Below are 16,879 nucleotides of genomic sequence, written 5' to 3'. Positions count from 1 at the left end.
TGAAAACCCAAGGACAACGGCTAATTTTGTCCGTCCGGCACGGACGGTTAGCGGCTCCTGACGCTCCCAGGCGTGGGTTTCATACCCGCGATCCGAACATCCTGACGGCCACGTTTCATACTCGCGTTTCCTAATGTGTGTGTGTTTTATACCCGCGGGCCGATCACCCCGGCGACTGCGTTTCACACCCGTAGGTTGCCCGGCGTTCATAACTGGGATTTTGAAATTGGGCTGTTGCAACATTCAAGAGTATAATATCATCTGTACTGCCAAGCAGGAGGAATTTTCTATGGCGAAAACAATGTTCGAAAAGATCTGGGAGGCGCATGTCGTGCGCGAGGCGGAGGGTCAGACGCTGCTCTACATCGACCTGCACCTCGTCCACGAAGTGACGTCTCCCCAGGCGTTTGAAGGCCTGCGTCTGACGGGCCGTAAGGTCCGCCGCCCCGATCTGACGGTGGCGACCATGGACCACAACGTCCCGACCACCAGCCGATTACTGCCGATCGCCGACCCCATCTCGCGGCTTCAAATGGACACGCTTTCCGAGAACTGCAAAGAGTTCGGCGTCACGCTCTACGACCTGCACAACAAGAAGCAGGGTATCGTCCATGTCATTGGACCCGAGCAGGGCCTGACCCAGCCGGGCATGACCATTGTCTGCGGCGACAGCCACACCAGCACACACGGCGCATTCGGCTCGCTCGCGTTCGGTATCGGCACCAGTGAAGTCGAGCACGTGCTTGCGACCCAGACACTGCCGCAGACGCGGCCGAAGACGATGGAGATCCGCGTCGACGGCCAGCTTGGACCGGGCGTCACCGCCAAGGACGTTATCCTCGCCATCATCGGCAAGATCGGCACCGACGGCGCCACAGGATACGCCGTGGAGTACACCGGCGAAGTCATCCGCAGCCTGTCCATGGAAGGCCGCATGACGATCTGCAACATGAGCATCGAAGCCGGCGCGCGCGCCGGTATGATCGCTCCCGACGCAAAGACGTTCGAATACGTCAAGGGCCGCCCGTTCGCGCCGCAGGGCGCCGACTGGGACGCCGCCATCGCCGAGTGGAGCGCGCTGCCGACCGACGAAGGCGCTGCCTTTGACACGCTCGTCACCCTGCACGCCGACGACATCGCGCCGTACGTCTCCTGGGGCACCAGCCCCGGCATGGTCGCGCCGATCACCGCCAATGTCCCCGCACCCGAGGACATTGAAGACGAAGCCGACCGCAAGGCCACCGAGCGCGCCCTGGAGTACATGGGCTTGACTGCCCGTACCCCGCTGACTGAGCTGATGCTGGACAAAGTCTTCATCGGCTCCTGCACCAACGGACGCATTGAAGACCTGCGCGCCGCCGCCGCCGTCGCCAAGGGACACAAGGTCAGCGACCGTGTCCATGCGATGGTCGTTCCCGGCTCCTACATCGTCAAAATGCAGGCCGAAGCCGAGGGCCTGGACGTTGTCTTTAAAGAAGCGGGATTTGATTGGCGCGAGGCGGGATGTTCGATGTGTCTGGCGATGAACCCGGATATTCTTCAGCCGGGCGAGCGCTGCGCATCCACTTCGAACCGCAACTTCGAGGGACGCCAGGGCAAGGGTGGCCGAACACATTTGGTGAGCCCGCAGATGGCCGCCGCCGCGGCCATAGCGGGTCGGCTGGTGGACATTCGGGATTGGGACAAGGAGTAATCGATGGAAAAGTTCACAACATTGACCGGGATCGTCGGACCGCTGGACCGCGCCAATGCCGACACCGACCAGATCATCCCGAAGCAGTTCCTGAAGCGGATCGAGCGTACGGGCTTCGGCCAGTTTCTCTTCTTCGACTGGCGCTTCTTAGATGATGGGAAGACTGAGAACCCGGAGTTCGAGCTGAACCAGCCGCAGTACAAAGGCGCGACGATCCTGCTCGCCGGCAAGAACTTCGGCTGCGGATCCTCGCGCGAGCACGCGCCATGGGCGCTCGAAGACTACGGCTTCCGATCCATCATCGCGCCGTCGTACGCCGATATCTTCTACAACAACTGTTTTAAGAACGGCATGCTCCCGATTGTCCTTCCCGAAGAGACTGTCAAGGAGCTGATGACCAAGGCGCAAACCGAGCCTGGCTACCAGATGACGATCGACCTGCCGACGCAGACGATCACCGACAGCGACGGTCTGAAGCTGTCGTTCGAAGTGGACGCCTTCCGAAAGCACTGCCTGCTGAACGGCCTGGACGACATCGGCCTGACCCTCCAGCATGAGCCCGACATCACGACGTACGAGAACAAGCGCCCATCGTGGAAAACCGGCGCGGCGCAGCCCGTCGCCGCTTAAAAACGAACGCTAGACCAAATGCAAAAGGCCGCTCGCAAATCGCGAGCGGCTTTTTCTGTGTCGTCTCCATTATGGCGCGGGCGACAGCGCCGCGTCGCGCTCCGTCTGCGCCATGGTTTCGCCGCGCTTGCTGAGAAACGGCCGTTCGCAGGCAAGGAAGAAGAGATAGCAAAGGGCGACGATGATCGGCAGGGATGGAAAGACCATCAGCAGAAATTCCGTAAACCGCGACAAATGCAGCGGATGGATCGCGTATTGCCAGATCAGCTGAATCAGCGGGCCATGCATCAGGTAAATCGAATAGGAGAAGGCCCCGAGAAACGCCAGCGGACGCCACGCACACAGCCGATGCGGCCAGCAGCGAGGGTTGACGCTCATCCAAACGAGCAGAGCGGCGCTCCATAAACCGAAAAAGAAGCTCATCAATTGGACGGAAAGTGGGACGCCATTCGCCACTGGCAGCACGGACAAGACACACACTACCACTGTTCCAACCAGCGTTACGCACGCCCAGCCCCTGGAACTGCGCCAGCGCCGTAACATGCGATCCGGCGAAAAAGAGAGATGCGCCGCCAGCATCCCCAGCGTGAACAGTCCGACATAGTACGGCGACAAGCCGGTCATTCCGGTGTCGATCACCCGGTGCCAGGGAGACCAGGACAGCACAAACCAGACGGCATAGGAAAGCAGCACAGCCGCCACGGCGGTCTTGACTGGGCTCCACTTCCGAAACAGAATGACCAGGAGCGGAAAGAGAAAGTAAATTCTCCACTCCACCGCCACGGACCACAGCACATGGTTGATCTGAGCGTCATGACGCAAATCCTGCAGGAGCAGCAGATGACGCGCCAGCCCGGGAATAGTCACTGGCACGGAGCCGTCCCAATGGGTTCCGGTCTTATGGCCGATCCACAAGTAAATCAGCAGCAGCGACGCCGCGATCGTGAGGTAGTAAGGCGGCAGAATACGGCGCGCTCGTTTCCAGTAAAAACGAATCGCGCCGCCGTGCAGCGCGCCGTCTCCCCTCGCCACGGGAAGCATCAGACAGAATCCCGACAGGACGATAAAGACGTCGACAGCCGCGTGGCCAAATTGCAGGGGGGATACAAGCAGCATGCCAAGCGGCGAGGAGCCGGTCAGGGGGCGCTGCGTATACATGTGGGCGAGAACGACATAGATCGCCGCCAGCGCGCGCAGGCCGTCAAGATAAGCCAGATGAACGCGCGGCGCGGGCGGCGACAGATCGCCAGCCGCGTCAACTTCAGGAATCGACGCGGCGGGCTTGTCCGGCTCGTTCGCCGTAGGCATAAATGAGGCTCCTATGCGATCGGTTTATTGAGCGGGCGCTGCGTTTCCATCGGCGATCGTATTGATTACCTTTACGAACGCCGGCTTCAATGTCTGCCAATCGGCCTCGGGACACTGGCAATCTATGAGGGCGTAGACCTTGGGACCCACCGTCGTCATCCGATACCCGTGAACCTTAGGACCAAGACCGATCTTCGGTCCATCGGCGGTATATTCGCAGATCGCGGCTTCCCCCATGGGACTCGCAAACCGCGGCATCTTCTTTTCCTGATAATTCTTTAAGACGCCCGCCACATACTTTTTCGACCGCTTCTGCTCGTACGCGGCCAGAGATCCGAACAGCGCGTCCGGCGCAGCGCCGGCGCCGTTGAGCAGAATATCGTTTCGAATCTCTACAACGGAATTCGTGGTGACGTCGATATAGGCATGGCTGTACTTGAACTTCACGCCGCCCACGTTCGAGTCACTGGATGAGTCTCCCTGCACATCGTACGCCGTCACCACATCCCAGCCTTCCGGGCCATTGATTTGGAAATCTTTGTTCGGCGCGACGAAGGTCGTATATGCCGTGGGCGCGGGGACTCGTGTCGGGATCATGACCTTGTAGAACACGCCGCCCAGTACGCACGCGACGGCGACGATGGCGACGCCGATCCCAAGCGCGCGGTTATCCACCTTTTTCTCGGCGCTCTGGGGCGGTCCGCCGTATGGGCCTCCAGGGCGTGCGGGGCCGCCATAGGGCGGCTGTCCCGGCGGGGGGCCGCCGCCCGGGGCGCCATAAGAGGGGGCAGGCTGCTGCATGGGCAAAGGATTGCCGGACAGATCGTACTGAACCGCCTGTCCGCCCCCCATGCCAGGAGGAGCATATGCTCCCCCCCCTGGCGCGGGGCCGCCTTGCGGCGCAATAGGATTGCCAGCGAGGTCGTACTGCTGCTGGCCTCCGCCGCTTCCCGGCAGTGGGTTTCCAGCGAGATCATACTGTGTCATGGCGATGACCGTTCCTTGGTTAATAGTATTCGTGACGATTGGTGGATAACGAAACGTTCAATTTCATTTTACCACGCCTTTGCTATTCATAGAAATAGCAGCCCAACAAATCCTTTTGCCCCGCGCCTCAAAAAACCCGCATCTGTACCAGCGCCCGCCCCCGCCTTCGCTTCCGATAATAAAAGCACTGAACTTCGTCCCGGTAAGATTCCTTGCTTAACATCTTATGCGCATAGCGTCTCCCGTGACGGAGGTTTAAATAAGAACGAAACACCAGCCCGCTTATTAGAAGTGGGGCTGGCTAGGAATATTGAATGTCACGGAAGAGCATGCTGCTTGCGCTGCTCCTTGCGATCCTCGCCTTCGGATTAGGCGTGCGGGGAAACGCGCAGGCAAACTATACAACCACATGGCTGGGGAATTCGCTGGGAGGGGCCGCCGGCTCCTGGATGCAAATCAGTGCGGGAGGCGTCTACACAGAGCCGGACGGTACGACCTATGTAAACAGCACATACGATGAGGCGGGCCATGAGGCCGGAATCTATCAGGAAGGCTCCCCCGTTGGGTACTTCGGAGACCTTCATGGATGGGGCCGCAGCGGCGGTGTGAGCATCACGACGGATAATAAATACGTCTATCTGGGCATGGTTCAGCGTGACGCGCGATTTGCGGGCGCGCCTCCGCCCGGATACCCTCTGGCGAGCACGAGCGCCTCCGGGGCCGCGCTGCGCGGATCCTGGTGGGGGGTGCGCCGGTACTTCCGAAATGGACAGCCGGCGCCGTGGACCCAATCCAGCCGAGTGAATGGGGACACGAACAGCATCGTCGGCATGTACGACAACAGCATGATCATCGTGTCGGACGTTTCATATTCCGAGACCAACGCTCCGACCGACACGGCGATCACGGGCCTTGCCGCTGTCAATGGGCTGCTGTATGTCTCAGATCCGCATACGAACTCAATTCGTGTCTATAACGTCGCCAATCCGAACCGTGTCGCTGCGGTGGGAACGTGGAGTTTCGCCAATCCAGGATCGATCGTTTTCGATAAGAACACACGCACGCTCTGGATCGCGCAAATAGGAGACAGCTCCCGTCTGCCTGCGGTGCTGCACTACACTCTGGACGGAATCCGGCTGCCGCAGCAAATCGCCGGCATGGGAATCCCGCGCGGTCTGGCGTTTGACCCGGACGGACGGCTGCTCGTCGCCGACAGCGGTCCCGATCAGCAGGTGAAGATTTATATCAACCTCGATACCCTGCCTCTTCTCGTCTCCACGCTTGGCGCGCCTGGCGGGATTTACAGCGGCGTTCGCGGACAGGCAGGCGACGACAAATTCAATGGCCTCACCGGCGTTGCAAGCGATGCCGTCGGCAACACCTACGTCACGACCAATGGGTCGGAGGCGCCGGATGTTTGGGGAACCGGCTGCATGCTCGCCAGCTATACTCCCGGGGGCAAACGGCGCTGGAAACTGGAAGGCATGGAGTTCATGGATTGCGCCGATGTCGCGCCCGGTTCGGACGGCGCCGATATCTACACCAAGGAAGAGCACTTCAAGCTGGATCTGACAGATCCGCTGGCCTCGCCGCAGTTCGCAGGCTATACGATCGACCGGGTGCGATATCCCAACGACTCCAGACTGCATGTCAACACGAGCAGCTCGCCGCTGGTGCGCAATATCCTTGGGAAGCAGTTTCTCTTCGTACAGGATACCTATTCACAGTATCTGCAAATCTATCGATTTGACGCCAAAAACGCGGGAGAAACCGCGATCCCGTCCGGCATGATCTGCGTTCGGCGCGGAACCGTCGGCAAGGCGTCCACCCCCTGGCCACCCGCGAACGTGCAGCCGGATCAAGGGCCCTGGATCTGGCGGGACATCGACGGCAACGGCGACTTCTACAAAAATGGAGCGGCGCAGAAAAACGAGTTCGACAACGGTCTCGCTGGCAATGACCCATGGCTATGGGCGGGTGTCTGGGGCTGGTGCGTGGATGAGAACGGCGACATCTGGCAGTCGAGCCGCAACACGTCCGTGCTCAACGGCGGCATCCGCCGTTTCCGGTGTCTTGGACTGGACGCTCTCGGCAATCCGATGTACTCCATGGCAAGTTCCCAGATACAGGCGCGGCCGGCCCCATTCGACGGGACCAACGGCTCGATCAACCGTATCGAGTATGTCGCCGCCACCGACACGATGTACTTGAGCGGATATACGAACGCGCATCCGATGACGCCCAACGAATGGGGAATCGTCGGGCGTGTCATCGTTCGGTACGATCACTGGAGCACATCGGCGCGGACGGCGGCTTACCAGATCATATTGCCCTGGAATATGACGACCAACCCACTGATTTGCGCCCGGGCCATGACGGTAAGCGGGGGTAAGATCTTCGTCGGTTACCTCAGTGGATCCAGCTTATCCTACGGCAGTAACGGCGGACAGATCTTGGTTTACGACGGCGCCACCGGAAAACCGCTGGGACAGATGTCGCCAGGTCCAGAGGTCGGAAACACCTCGGGATGGATCGACACGCCCTCCGGCATTCGGGCCTTCACACGCAGCAGCGGCGAACAGTTCGTCTTTACCGAAGAGGACTTCATGGGCAAGGTGCTGATGTACCGGATCCCCGCGCCTGGGACCGCCCCCACTGTTCCTGTCATTCCCTGGGGGGGCTCCGGCGCTGGGCTGCTGGGCAAGTACTTCAACGGATCAATGCAGACAGCGTTCGGCCAGCTCGTCTCGACCCGAGTGGATCCGGTTGTGGATTTTCAGTCGCTCACATCGCCTTCCGCAGTGAGCCAGGCGAGCAGCTCCACGCAATGGACAGGTAAAGTCCAGCCCCGGTACTCCGAGACGTATACGTTCCATACGAACTCACGCGGCGGTGTGCGGGTATGGGTCGGCGGAAAGATGATCGTCGACAGCTGGAAGTCTCACCTGCTGCAAGCCGATTTCGGATCGATCGCTCTTCAAGCCGGCAAGCTCTACAATATCCGCATCGAATACTATCAGTATTCCGGAGCCAGCGCCCTTACTCTAGCCTGGTCCAGCGCCAGTCAGCTCAAGGAAGTCATTCCTCAGAGCCAGCTCTATCCGGACACGAAATAAACAGACGCCTCCTAAGACAAAAACAGCCGTCTAGCATTTCGCTCGGCGGCTGTTTTGTCTTGGGAGAACACCTACACCGCAACTTTGTCGGCGCGGGGAGCGCCTTCTTGCAGGCAGCGCTGGTAAAGCTGTTCGGTCTGGTCCGTCGCCATATCCCAGGTGTATCGACTGAGGACATACTGGCGAACAGTGTCGGCGGTCAAGCGCTTGCTCCAGTCGCCCTGGAAGAACGCGACTACGGCCTCGGCGATGGCTTCACTGCTCGCGTCGCGCGCCAGCAGCTTCGGTTCCAGCGGTTTCAGCAGCTCAGGGATGGCTCCAACTGGGGTGCCGATGACCGGCGTGCCGCAGGCGAGGCTTTCCACCACGACCAGCCCGAAACCTTCCAGCGCCGTGGTTGGCAGAACGAACAGGTCCGCAGAGGCGTACAAAGCCGCCAGGTCTTCGTCCGGAACGAATCCGGCGAATTTGATCGAGTCGGAAACTCCAAGATCTTTGGAAAGCTGTTCCAGGCGCTCACGCTCCGGGCCCTTGCCGGCGATCACCAGAAACAGATCGGGAACTTCGCGCAGCATGGCGGGCGTAGCTCGCACCAGATTCTCCAGCCCCATGCGCGCCGCCAGCCGCCGCACCGTCAGCGCAATCGGCCGGTCCGCCGGCAGTCCCAAACGCTTGCGCAGCGCGGCACGGTTCTTAGGAACGTGGAACCGCTCAATATCCACCCCGCCGTCAATCCGGGAGATGCGCCCGGGCTCCGTTCCAAAATGCTCCGTCAGTATGCCGGACATAAAAGCGCTCAGGGAGATGATGCTTCCGGCGCGGCGCAAATTGTCCTGCTCCACCCAGTGGCGCCCCACCCGCTTGGCCCGCGCTTTTGCCTGTCCCAGCGCGCCGCGCGCCTTGGAAATATCCTCAACCCATCCCTCTTCGCACCAGGGACCATGGAACGTGCGGATCATGGGAATGCTTCCAAGAGCGCCTCCCCAGATCGGCCCCAGTCCGGCGTAGGCAAAGTGAATATGGGCGATGTCAAACGGACCAAAGCGCTTGACGACATCCTCGCAGGCGTGACGCATGCCGGCAAGGCCGCCTCGGCTGCGCGGCGCGCGCACGACGGTGACGCCGTTCCAGACTTTTTCCTCATAGGGCTTGCCCTCGATCACCTGGTTGACGAGCAGCACGACGCCGTGTCCGCGATTCACCAGGCAGCGCGCCAGTTCCTTAGCGGCGGTACGGCTGCCGCCGGGCTTGTCTTCGAAAATCGCATCGGCGATCAAGAGTATGTTCATAATATGCTGTATTGATGCACGAATTAGCGCCCGGACGGAGTCGCTGCGTCTTCCCGCAATTCTTTGTTGTCCAAAGGCTCGCGCATGGCGATCACGCGCGCCGGCGATCCCACGACGGTTGCATTCTCTGGAACGTCCTTCGTCACCACGGAGCCGGCGCCGATCCGCGCATTGTTCCCGATTGTCAATCCCTGGTCCGGACGCGCGACTACGATGGCGCCCGCACCGATCACCACATCGTCCCCAATCACAATCTTATGGGGAGAACCGATCCATGTTTCCGCAGCCAGAGTGACGTTGTGATAGATTTTTACGCGACGGCCGATCACGACGTTGGGATGGATCACAATTCCCATCCCGTAATGCTCCAGCTTGATGTCGGGATGGATCTCCGCCTGTGGCGGCAGGATCGCTTTGAACGCAATGAAGTTGATCGTTTTCAAAATTCGGGCGACGATCTTCAGCTTCCGTCGCTGCGCCAGACACGACCACCACCACAGCTTCGCGGGTCCACTGTTTTTCTTCTTACGTGAGGCCATGCTAATCCACTACCCCGATCGGAGCGGAAACGCGCGGTGTTTCCTCGGCGATCTCCGGCGCTGGATCCGTGTCGCTGTGCTGGATCGCCTCATGGATCTTTTTCGCTTTGGAGCTCATAAACGGCTTTTCGCAGAATGTGAAGAAAAAGCGCCCAAACAGCGTGGCGGCGACGATCACCGACAAAAACACCACATAGTGGAACTGCATCGGAAGGTGCAAATGCTTGATGATCTGATTAAAAACTCCGATACTGAACGTGTGCGTCAGATAGAGACTATAAGAGAACAGGCCCACCCACCCGAGAGCGCGGTTCACGCTCCAGGAAGAAATCTTGGCGTCATACCGATGGCAAACAAGCAATAACGCCGTGAAGCCCAGTGAAATCGCATACTGGGTGCGGCTCATGACTTCCATCGTACCGAGCGGATTGTTGCGCAGTACGATCAGCGCGAGCGTGGCCAGCCCCGCCGCCGCCGCCCACGCCACGGTGGGTTTCGCGTAACGCGTCCGGATCAAATCGTAGACAATCACGCCCAGGCCAAATTCCGGCCAGAGATCCAGTGGATAATGCAGGCTGTTTGGGTTCACGATCAGTGCGCACAATGCGGCGATCGTAAGCCCATGCAGCGCATGCAGGATCGTGCTTTCACTAAAACGAGTCCGCAGAGCCAGCATCGCCAGCCCTACAATCAAGTAGAAGGCGACTTCGTAGCACAGTGTCCAGCACTGGACGAGAACAAAGTCCTGCGGAAAAATGCAGTTCGTGAGCGTATAGTTTACGAGGAAATATTCCGGCCCACGGGTCCAGACGCCTTTGTCGGCCGCTGTGCTGGAGGCGACCACCCCATGCGAGACGAACGCCGCCGCCGCCAAACTATAAAGCAGCCCCAGCGTGATCGCGATCATAGCCGTAGGATAAATGCGGCGCACGCGCGCTTTGACGAAATATCCGAAGCTTCCTTCTTTACGCAGCGCTCCCGACATCGCGCTGGCGATGCAGTAACCGCTGATCACGAAGAACATCTGCACGCCGGCGTTGCCCTGATCGGTCGCTCGGTACAGGAGCGTCCCGCGAAGCTCAGGATACCGGGCGATGAGCACCTCCGACATATGATACGCGACGACCCATAGGCAGGCAAAACCGCGAAAAGCGTCTAGGATCAGAAAAGGTTTAATTTTGGTGGGCATACGGATGATCTCAGATGCGAGCGGGCTGCGGCTGACCGCTCCCGGATTTCACGGAATGAACTGCGCCATAAAGGTCGAGATAAGATTGCGCCATGCTGTCCCAGCCATAATTTTCCGCAGAGGCGCGGCTCGCCGCCGCCATCGCGCGGCGGCGGATGGGATCGGCGGCAAGGTCGGCGATGACGGCCGCCAGGGCGCGCTCATCGTTGGGATCTTCGAGCACCACGCCCAAATCGGGCGTGATCAGATCGGTGGCGCCGGCGGTCGATGCGGTGACGACCGGCAGTCCGGAGGCCATGGCTTCCAGGATCGCCAAAGAGCACGCTTCATACCGGGATGGAAAGACAAAAAAGTCGACGGCGCGCATCAGTTTCGCAACATCGCGCCGGAAGCCCAGAAAGTGCGCGCGGTCGTCCACGCCGAGGTCTTTCGCCAGCTGAGGATAAGGACTGCCGTCGGTCTTGCCGCCGATCGCGAGATGTACGCCGGGCGCATGGACTAGCGCCTTAAGTACCGTATCCAAGTTCTTGCGGGGCGACCGGATGTCGCCGGCGAAGAGCGCCAAAGGCGTATCCTGCGGCAGACCGAGCGCCGCTCGGTCCTCCGTGCCCGGATGGAACTCCTGCAAATCGACGCCGTTATAAATCACTTTGATCCGCTCGGCGGGAACGCCAATGCCGATCAGTTCTCTGCGGATGCCATCGGAAACAGCGACAACACTTTGAGATTTCCCAAATACGACGCGCTCCCATCGAGCGTTTACCGACGTATAAGTCCACTGATAGGCGCCGTACAAATCTTTACGCCCGTGCGAGATATGCGCGGGCGACTTCAGCCACGCGCCGTGCACGAAGTGCGCGGCGTTGACGTGGTGGGGACGGTCCAGCGAGCAGCCGTTGCCATGGATAATATCAAGGCTGCCGGCGATCGGAGCCAGCGCCGCGTTCGCGCGCAGCGCAAACTCCCAGGCGGTGATCAAATTCGGCGTGGAGATACGCGGGCGAACCGGAACCCATTTCGCCCCGGCGTCGATCAGATCTTGATCCACCGCGCCGCTGATCAGCGTCACGTCCTCGCCTTGCGAGAGCGCGTATCGCGCGATCTCGTAATTCACTCGCCCCTGTCCGTCGCCCCGAACCACCTTCTGTGTTACAATCCCGATCTTCATATCGTGATGACCTTTCGCTGCGCTCGCTCCAGGGCGCCAAGGCACAGCCAGACGATCATGGAAATCGTATACTCGCCGCCGATCAACCATAAAAAGAGATAACAGATCAGCACCCCAAGCACGCTGAGCCAGACGATATTGCGCGTCCGGTGCCAGGTCTTAAACGCCAGAATGAGACTGCGGATGACGAAGGCGAGATAAAGAACACCGCCGATCGCTCCGAGCGCCGTAAACATATTCGAAATGTCGATTTCGGAGTTGTTGGTTTCGTTGCCCATCTTTACGGACGCAAGCGTGGTCGCTCCCAGTCCATAACCGATCGGGGTCTCGAAGCCCCGAGCCAGGTCAATCAGTACCATACTGGTGTGAACCCCCAGTGTGGATTTCGAGGGGTCCGTTGGGTTCAGGAACCCTTCCGTCTGATGCGTCACGAGTTTGGAAGTCTTGGAGGTCTCGAAGGACTCGCTATTGACGGTGCTTTCCTGAACCCGGGTCATGACCGCCACGAGAGCGATTACGGCGACAATAGCCGCGATCCAGCCACGAAAGATCCATGTCTTGCGATCCTTCGACATGACTGCCCAGAGGACGCACATCGTGGCGAGAAGCGCCATCATCGCCGAGCGGCTGGACGCCATGAACAATCCATAGAGCATCACGGGGATCAGGATCAAGCCGATCTTCTGCCGGCAAAGCAGCCCCGCCGTGACGATCACGGCTCCGCCCATCACGAGGTGCGCGTACTCGGCGAACGACGGCAGCGTGGAGAATGGTCGCGCGAGGCCCGGCGCGGTGATCCAGCTGAAGTGGGCCATCTCCGCCCAATCCAGCTCCGGCTGTGAAAAGCCAAACCACATTTGATAGCTGCCATACACCAGAGCGGCGACGGCGACCCACTGGAACGTACGCAGCAGAGAGCCCAGGCGATTGACATCCAGCATATCCCGCCCGACAAAGAACCACAGGATCGGAACGATATAAAACAGGGCGCCGAAGATTCCGACGCTGATGCCGCCCTGAATGGGGTTGAAGATCTCCAGCACCATCACGACCAGCAGGGCCAAAAGATGCTTCGTGTATTTGGTGAGGCTTTTCCCGCGCGTATTCCAAAGCGCGGCGCCGCCATACACCAGAGCCACTCCCGGCGCAACCACCAGCAGCGGGTCCATGTCCACCCAGTCCACATAGGGCGTCATGGCGCGCCGCATCCATCCCATGAGGACCAGGTAAATGAGCGTCGCGTTTAATCCCACGGATGGGGACATTCGAACGAGGACGATGAGCAAAAGCATCAGGACGGCGGCGAGCACGCCGCGCCCGGCGAGCGGGGCGCCCATGAACGCCGGCGCCATAGCGCCCAGCCCCATGACGGCCGCTCCGCCGATAAGAAGAATATTGCGGAACCGGCCCGCGCCGTGGTTCCCTTGATGGATTGGGATGACATTCGCCATAATTGATTCCCTAGTTCGCACGCCCGCCGCGCAGCCATTCGCTCCAGCCCGCACGGCGTCCCTGCTGGACCGCCGCCCACTTGCGAGGCGCAAGGCTCTTTTGCGCCGGTATCAGCCGCAGCACTTGAACGAGCCCCGGAAGAACGCGCGTCCCAATGAAAAAGGACCAGACAAGATAGGCGATGCGGCGCGGCGGCGAAAGATAATTCAGCAGCGACAGCGTTTCATTGTGCGCCGCGTTCGATACTGCGAGAGGATTGAACGCCTGGCGCTGGTCTTCATCGAATCGCACACTCGGATAGTGATCCACCGCGACATCGGGATCGTAAATAAGCTTCCAGCCGGTCTTCGCCATCGACAAACTGAAGGCAAGGTCGTTGTTGACCTGCGCGCCCGCGCCGCGCAGGCGAGTATCGAAGCGCTGAACGCCGATCGCCGCGCGCCGGTAGCTCATATTGGCGCCCTTGAGGAGTTCGACGAACCTTGGTCCGCCTACCCCCAGATGATGGTTGCCTGTCGTACGGCCGAACCAGCTGACCTTGCCCACAATCTCGCGCGAGCCGTCCAAAAGTGCGCCGTGCTCATGAACCCAGTCCCGGCCGCCTACTCCGCCGACCTTGGAATCGCTGGAAAAATGCGTGACAATGCGTTCAAGCCAGTCGCGGCGCGGCGCCGTATCGTCGTCAGTGATCGCAATCAGGTCGGTGTCCGCTGCGTCCAGCCCGGCGTTCAGCGCGGCGACCTGTCCCGTCACTTCCACGAACACCGTCCGGACTTTTGGCAGCGACGCCGCCTCGTCCCGCAGCAGGGCCTGAGTGTCCTCGTCCTCGGGGCGCACAACAACCAGAATCTCATCTGATGGATACGACTGCGCCTGAAGGGCCAAAAGACAGCGTTTCAAGTCCGCCGGACGCCGAAACGTCGGAACCAGGACCGTCATCGTTAGACCCTGACGCGAAGCGCCGTTCTTTGCGGGAGCATTCTGCGGGGAGATCAACGGCGCTTCGCCTCCCCTTGATAGTATCCGTAGGCCATGCGAACGGATTCCAATGCGCGTCGAACATTGTCCGGACGGCGGGTCTTTGCGGCGCTGAGCGTCAGATGCGCCGGCGCCAGCAGCGCGAAGACCGCAGATTTTCCAGGCTTCTTTTGCAGCCAGCGATAGCGCTTATAGGTTGAGTAAAGACGGGACGCCTCGACAAATCGAGAATACTCCTGGCGGTTCACGCTGGAAGGAAAGTGGTCGTTGAGCAGGTCGGACTTCAGCTGGATACGATAGCCGCAGGACTCGGCCTGCCCGGCGATATCCGCTTCTTCGTACCCATACCGAAGCGCCTCATCGAAGCGAACTTCCTCAAAGAGCGATATCGGAAAAAGCGTGGCGTTGATCACGATGGCGTGACAGTCGTCGGCGTTTCGCGCCAGCAGACGCTGGTGCCCCCAGAACGACACGTTGCCGGGACTGACCTCTTCTCCATTCTTGCGCTCGCGTCCGGTGATGATCCACTTCGGCCCGGTGGCCGCCAGCGTCTCAGAGGCGACGGAAAGAAATTCGGGTGTAAACGCCGCGTCATCGTCGATAAAGCTCACGGCTTCGATCTCGGGCAGAAGATTGTCCAGGCAGCAGTTGCGGTTCGCCGCCAGACCGCGCTTTGGCCCACGGACATACGTCACATCCGAAAACTCCGCGCAAACGCTCTTGGTCGCAGCGGCCTGCTCCTCGTCACTGTCATCGGAGACGATGATTTGATGCGGCGCTAGGCGCGACGCGGCGGCGGACGCCAGCGCCTTGCGCAGGTCCTCGGGACGGTTACGAGTGCAGATACAGACGGCGACATTCATAAAGGAGCGGCTTCCGATGAGACGGCGCCCTTGCGCCGCTTGAAATTCACAATCGCGTTTCGGGCGTAAACGATATCGGCGCCGGTAGGACGCATTGAGGCGATACTTGCGCCGCCGAACTCACGTTTGAAAAAGTATATCAAAACCAGCATGTTTACAAAATACCCGCAGGTTGAGGCGACACTGGCGCCGACAATTCCCAAACGCGGCAGCAGCGCCAGCAGCAGGGTCAGCATCACGGTGACGGAAACGCCCTCCGCGATCGAAGTCAGCCCGGGCTTGCCGGCTCCGCGCAGCGATGCGCTGAGGATCGCGCAGACACCCATCGCCACAATCCCGGGCAGCAGCCAGTGGATCGCCGGGATCGCGCCCATAAAGCTAGCGCCGTTGATCAGCGGCACGATGACCGGTGCTGCAAAAAACAAGAAGAGGCCGCCGAGCGCTCCAATGATGAGCGTCCAGCGCACGCTCATCGCGGCGTGCTCCGCCTGTTTGGCGGGGTCTTTCTCCGCCGCAACCTTCGGAAAGAGGACCAGGGAAATCGCGGAAGCCGTCTGATTGAGCAGCTCCGAATAAGTCACCGCACAAACGTACAGGCCCAACGAATGCGTCGTGATCATCACAGACGTCGACATCAGAAGCTGATCCAGGCGGCCGTTCGCCGCGTTCGCCAGCGTCCCAAGATGAACCTTGCTCGAATAGATCAGAGAATCTTTGGCAAGAATCCAGTCGGGTTTCAGCCGGCCATATCCAGCGCGGACCAGCATGACAATCGCATAGCCCAGCGCCACATACGATCCCGTCCATGTCGCCAGAATCGCGGTCCGAACCGTCAGGAGATGAAACGCCCAGAGCAAAAGCAGGCTGACGGAGACGACAAGCTGCGGAGTGATCCGAAAGAGGTTGAACTTGCCGAACTTGGCGTCGCTGTAGAGAAGCCAGCCGTAATAGTCGGACAGCATTGAGATCGGCAGAGCCCACAGGCTGAACAGAAACAGAAATCGATTTTCATCCGTGAGGTGAACGTAATGCGGCAGAATCGCCGACGCCGCCAGTCCGCAGGGAATGCCGATGAAGAGCGCCAGCCAGAGGGAGTTTGCGAACAGTGCGGGCCGGCGTTCGGGGTCGGCGGCGCCTTTGTAGGCGTTCGCCTGCCCGAAGCTCAGCCCGACTGCCCAGGAAAGCAGCAGCGCCCACATCGTGACGGTCTGCATTTCGCCCCGTCCTCCGGGTCCGACGGTCCGGTTAAGGATCGCCCCGATCAGGATCTGGATGACCGTCATCCCCACGCTCGTGAATAAGTTCAGCGCGGTGTTGCGTATCGAGCGCATGGTTCTCCATTGGATGCGGCGCGGACGCGCCGGCGGCTATCAGCGGCGCATCAGCAGGCTGACGCCCGGAATGAGCATCAGGAACTCACGCATTCCCGGACCAGGCTGTCCTTTGCTGGGGACATAGAGAATATCATCCGGCCGGAGCGCAACGTTCATCGCGCCCGGTTTCGCGGACAGGACATCGTCCAGATTGACTTTGATCGCCGTCACATTGCCGTCGGGGCCTTTGCGCAGGATATTCGCGTCTTTCTTGTTCGCCTGGCTCGTCGGACCACCGGCGCTCGCGAGCGCGTCGGAAACCGTCACCCCTGCGTCGTCTGGATAGGTATAAGC

The 16,879-nt window shown here is 60.2% G+C and carries 14 protein-coding genes; 3 read left to right on the top strand and 11 right to left on the bottom strand.

Features of this window, described 5'->3' with window-relative positions; genetic code table 11:
• The first annotated feature begins 289 nt into the window (after positions 1 to 289).
• Entirely contained in the window at positions 290 to 1,693 is a 1,404-nt protein-coding gene (gene leuC, locus ABIZ35_RS22585; protein ID WP_348222191.1) for a 3-isopropylmalate dehydratase large subunit, read from the top strand.
• A gap of 3 nt (positions 1,694 to 1,696) precedes the next feature.
• Positions 1,697 to 2,323, top strand: a complete 627-nt coding sequence (gene leuD, locus ABIZ35_RS22580) for a 3-isopropylmalate dehydratase small subunit (RefSeq protein ID WP_348222190.1) — start codon at positions 1,697 to 1,699, stop codon at positions 2,321 to 2,323.
• A gap of 69 nt (positions 2,324 to 2,392) precedes the next feature.
• Here the strand turns inward: leuD and ABIZ35_RS22575 are convergent, their stop codons facing one another.
• On the bottom strand, positions 2,393 to 3,631 hold the full coding sequence (locus tag ABIZ35_RS22575; protein WP_348222189.1) for an acyltransferase: 1,239 nt from the start codon (positions 3,629 to 3,631) through the stop codon (positions 2,393 to 2,395).
• A 24-nt stretch (positions 3,632 to 3,655) separates the two neighbouring features.
• Positions 3,656 to 4,618 (bottom strand): hypothetical protein, encoded by a 963-nt coding sequence (locus ABIZ35_RS22570; protein ID WP_348222188.1) that lies wholly within the window; start codon positions 4,616 to 4,618, stop codon positions 3,656 to 3,658.
• Between the two features lie 314 nt (positions 4,619 to 4,932).
• On the opposite strand from ABIZ35_RS22570, the gene ABIZ35_RS22565 reads away from it, so the two are divergent.
• Positions 4,933 to 7,734, top strand: a complete 2,802-nt coding sequence (locus tag ABIZ35_RS22565; RefSeq protein WP_348222187.1) for a PA14 domain-containing protein — start codon at positions 4,933 to 4,935, stop codon at positions 7,732 to 7,734.
• Between the two features lie 71 nt (positions 7,735 to 7,805).
• On the opposite strand, the gene ABIZ35_RS22560 is transcribed toward ABIZ35_RS22565, so the two are convergent.
• From ABIZ35_RS22560 to ABIZ35_RS22520, 9 genes are all read right to left on the bottom strand, one after another.
• Positions 7,806 to 9,023, bottom strand: coding sequence for a glycosyltransferase family 4 protein (locus ABIZ35_RS22560; protein WP_348222186.1), 1,218 nt, complete (start codon positions 9,021 to 9,023; stop codon positions 7,806 to 7,808).
• Between the two features lie 23 nt (positions 9,024 to 9,046).
• Positions 9,047 to 9,562: a serine acetyltransferase gene (locus ABIZ35_RS22555; RefSeq protein WP_348222185.1), complete on the bottom strand. Its 516-nt coding sequence runs from the start codon at positions 9,560 to 9,562 to the stop codon at positions 9,047 to 9,049.
• A 1-nt stretch (position 9,563) separates the two neighbouring features.
• Positions 9,564 to 10,751, bottom strand: coding sequence for an acyltransferase (locus tag ABIZ35_RS22550; RefSeq protein WP_348222184.1), 1,188 nt, complete (start codon positions 10,749 to 10,751; stop codon positions 9,564 to 9,566).
• A 10-nt stretch (positions 10,752 to 10,761) separates the two neighbouring features.
• Positions 10,762 to 11,919, bottom strand: coding sequence for a glycosyltransferase family 4 protein (locus ABIZ35_RS22545; RefSeq protein WP_348222183.1), 1,158 nt, complete (start codon positions 11,917 to 11,919; stop codon positions 10,762 to 10,764).
• On the bottom strand, positions 11,916 to 13,370 hold the full coding sequence (locus tag ABIZ35_RS22540) for a hypothetical protein (protein ID WP_348222182.1): 1,455 nt from the start codon (positions 13,368 to 13,370) through the stop codon (positions 11,916 to 11,918). The genes ABIZ35_RS22545 and ABIZ35_RS22540 overlap by 4 nt, the downstream gene beginning before the upstream one ends.
• Before the next feature lie 10 nt (positions 13,371 to 13,380).
• Positions 13,381 to 14,367: a glycosyltransferase family 2 protein gene (locus ABIZ35_RS22535; RefSeq protein WP_348222181.1), complete on the bottom strand. Its 987-nt coding sequence runs from the start codon at positions 14,365 to 14,367 to the stop codon at positions 13,381 to 13,383.
• On the bottom strand, positions 14,364 to 15,212 hold the full coding sequence (locus ABIZ35_RS22530) for a glycosyltransferase (RefSeq protein WP_348222180.1): 849 nt from the start codon (positions 15,210 to 15,212) through the stop codon (positions 14,364 to 14,366). Before ABIZ35_RS22530 ends, ABIZ35_RS22535 begins: the two co-directional genes overlap by 4 nt.
• Positions 15,209 to 16,543, bottom strand: coding sequence for a polysaccharide biosynthesis C-terminal domain-containing protein (locus ABIZ35_RS22525; RefSeq protein ID WP_348222179.1), 1,335 nt, complete (start codon positions 16,541 to 16,543; stop codon positions 15,209 to 15,211). Before ABIZ35_RS22525 ends, ABIZ35_RS22530 begins: the two co-directional genes overlap by 4 nt.
• A gap of 39 nt (positions 16,544 to 16,582) precedes the next feature.
• On the bottom strand, positions 16,583 to 16,879 hold a 297-nt coding region (locus ABIZ35_RS22520), incomplete at its 5' end, for an SLBB domain-containing protein (RefSeq protein ID WP_348222178.1).

Source organism: Capsulimonas sp. (genome assembly GCF_039929585.1).
GTDB lineage: Bacteria > Armatimonadota > Armatimonadia > Armatimonadales > Capsulimonadaceae > Capsulimonas.
Note: the sequence above shows the minus strand (reverse complement) of the source record. Positions and strands in the feature narration are given on the sequence as shown.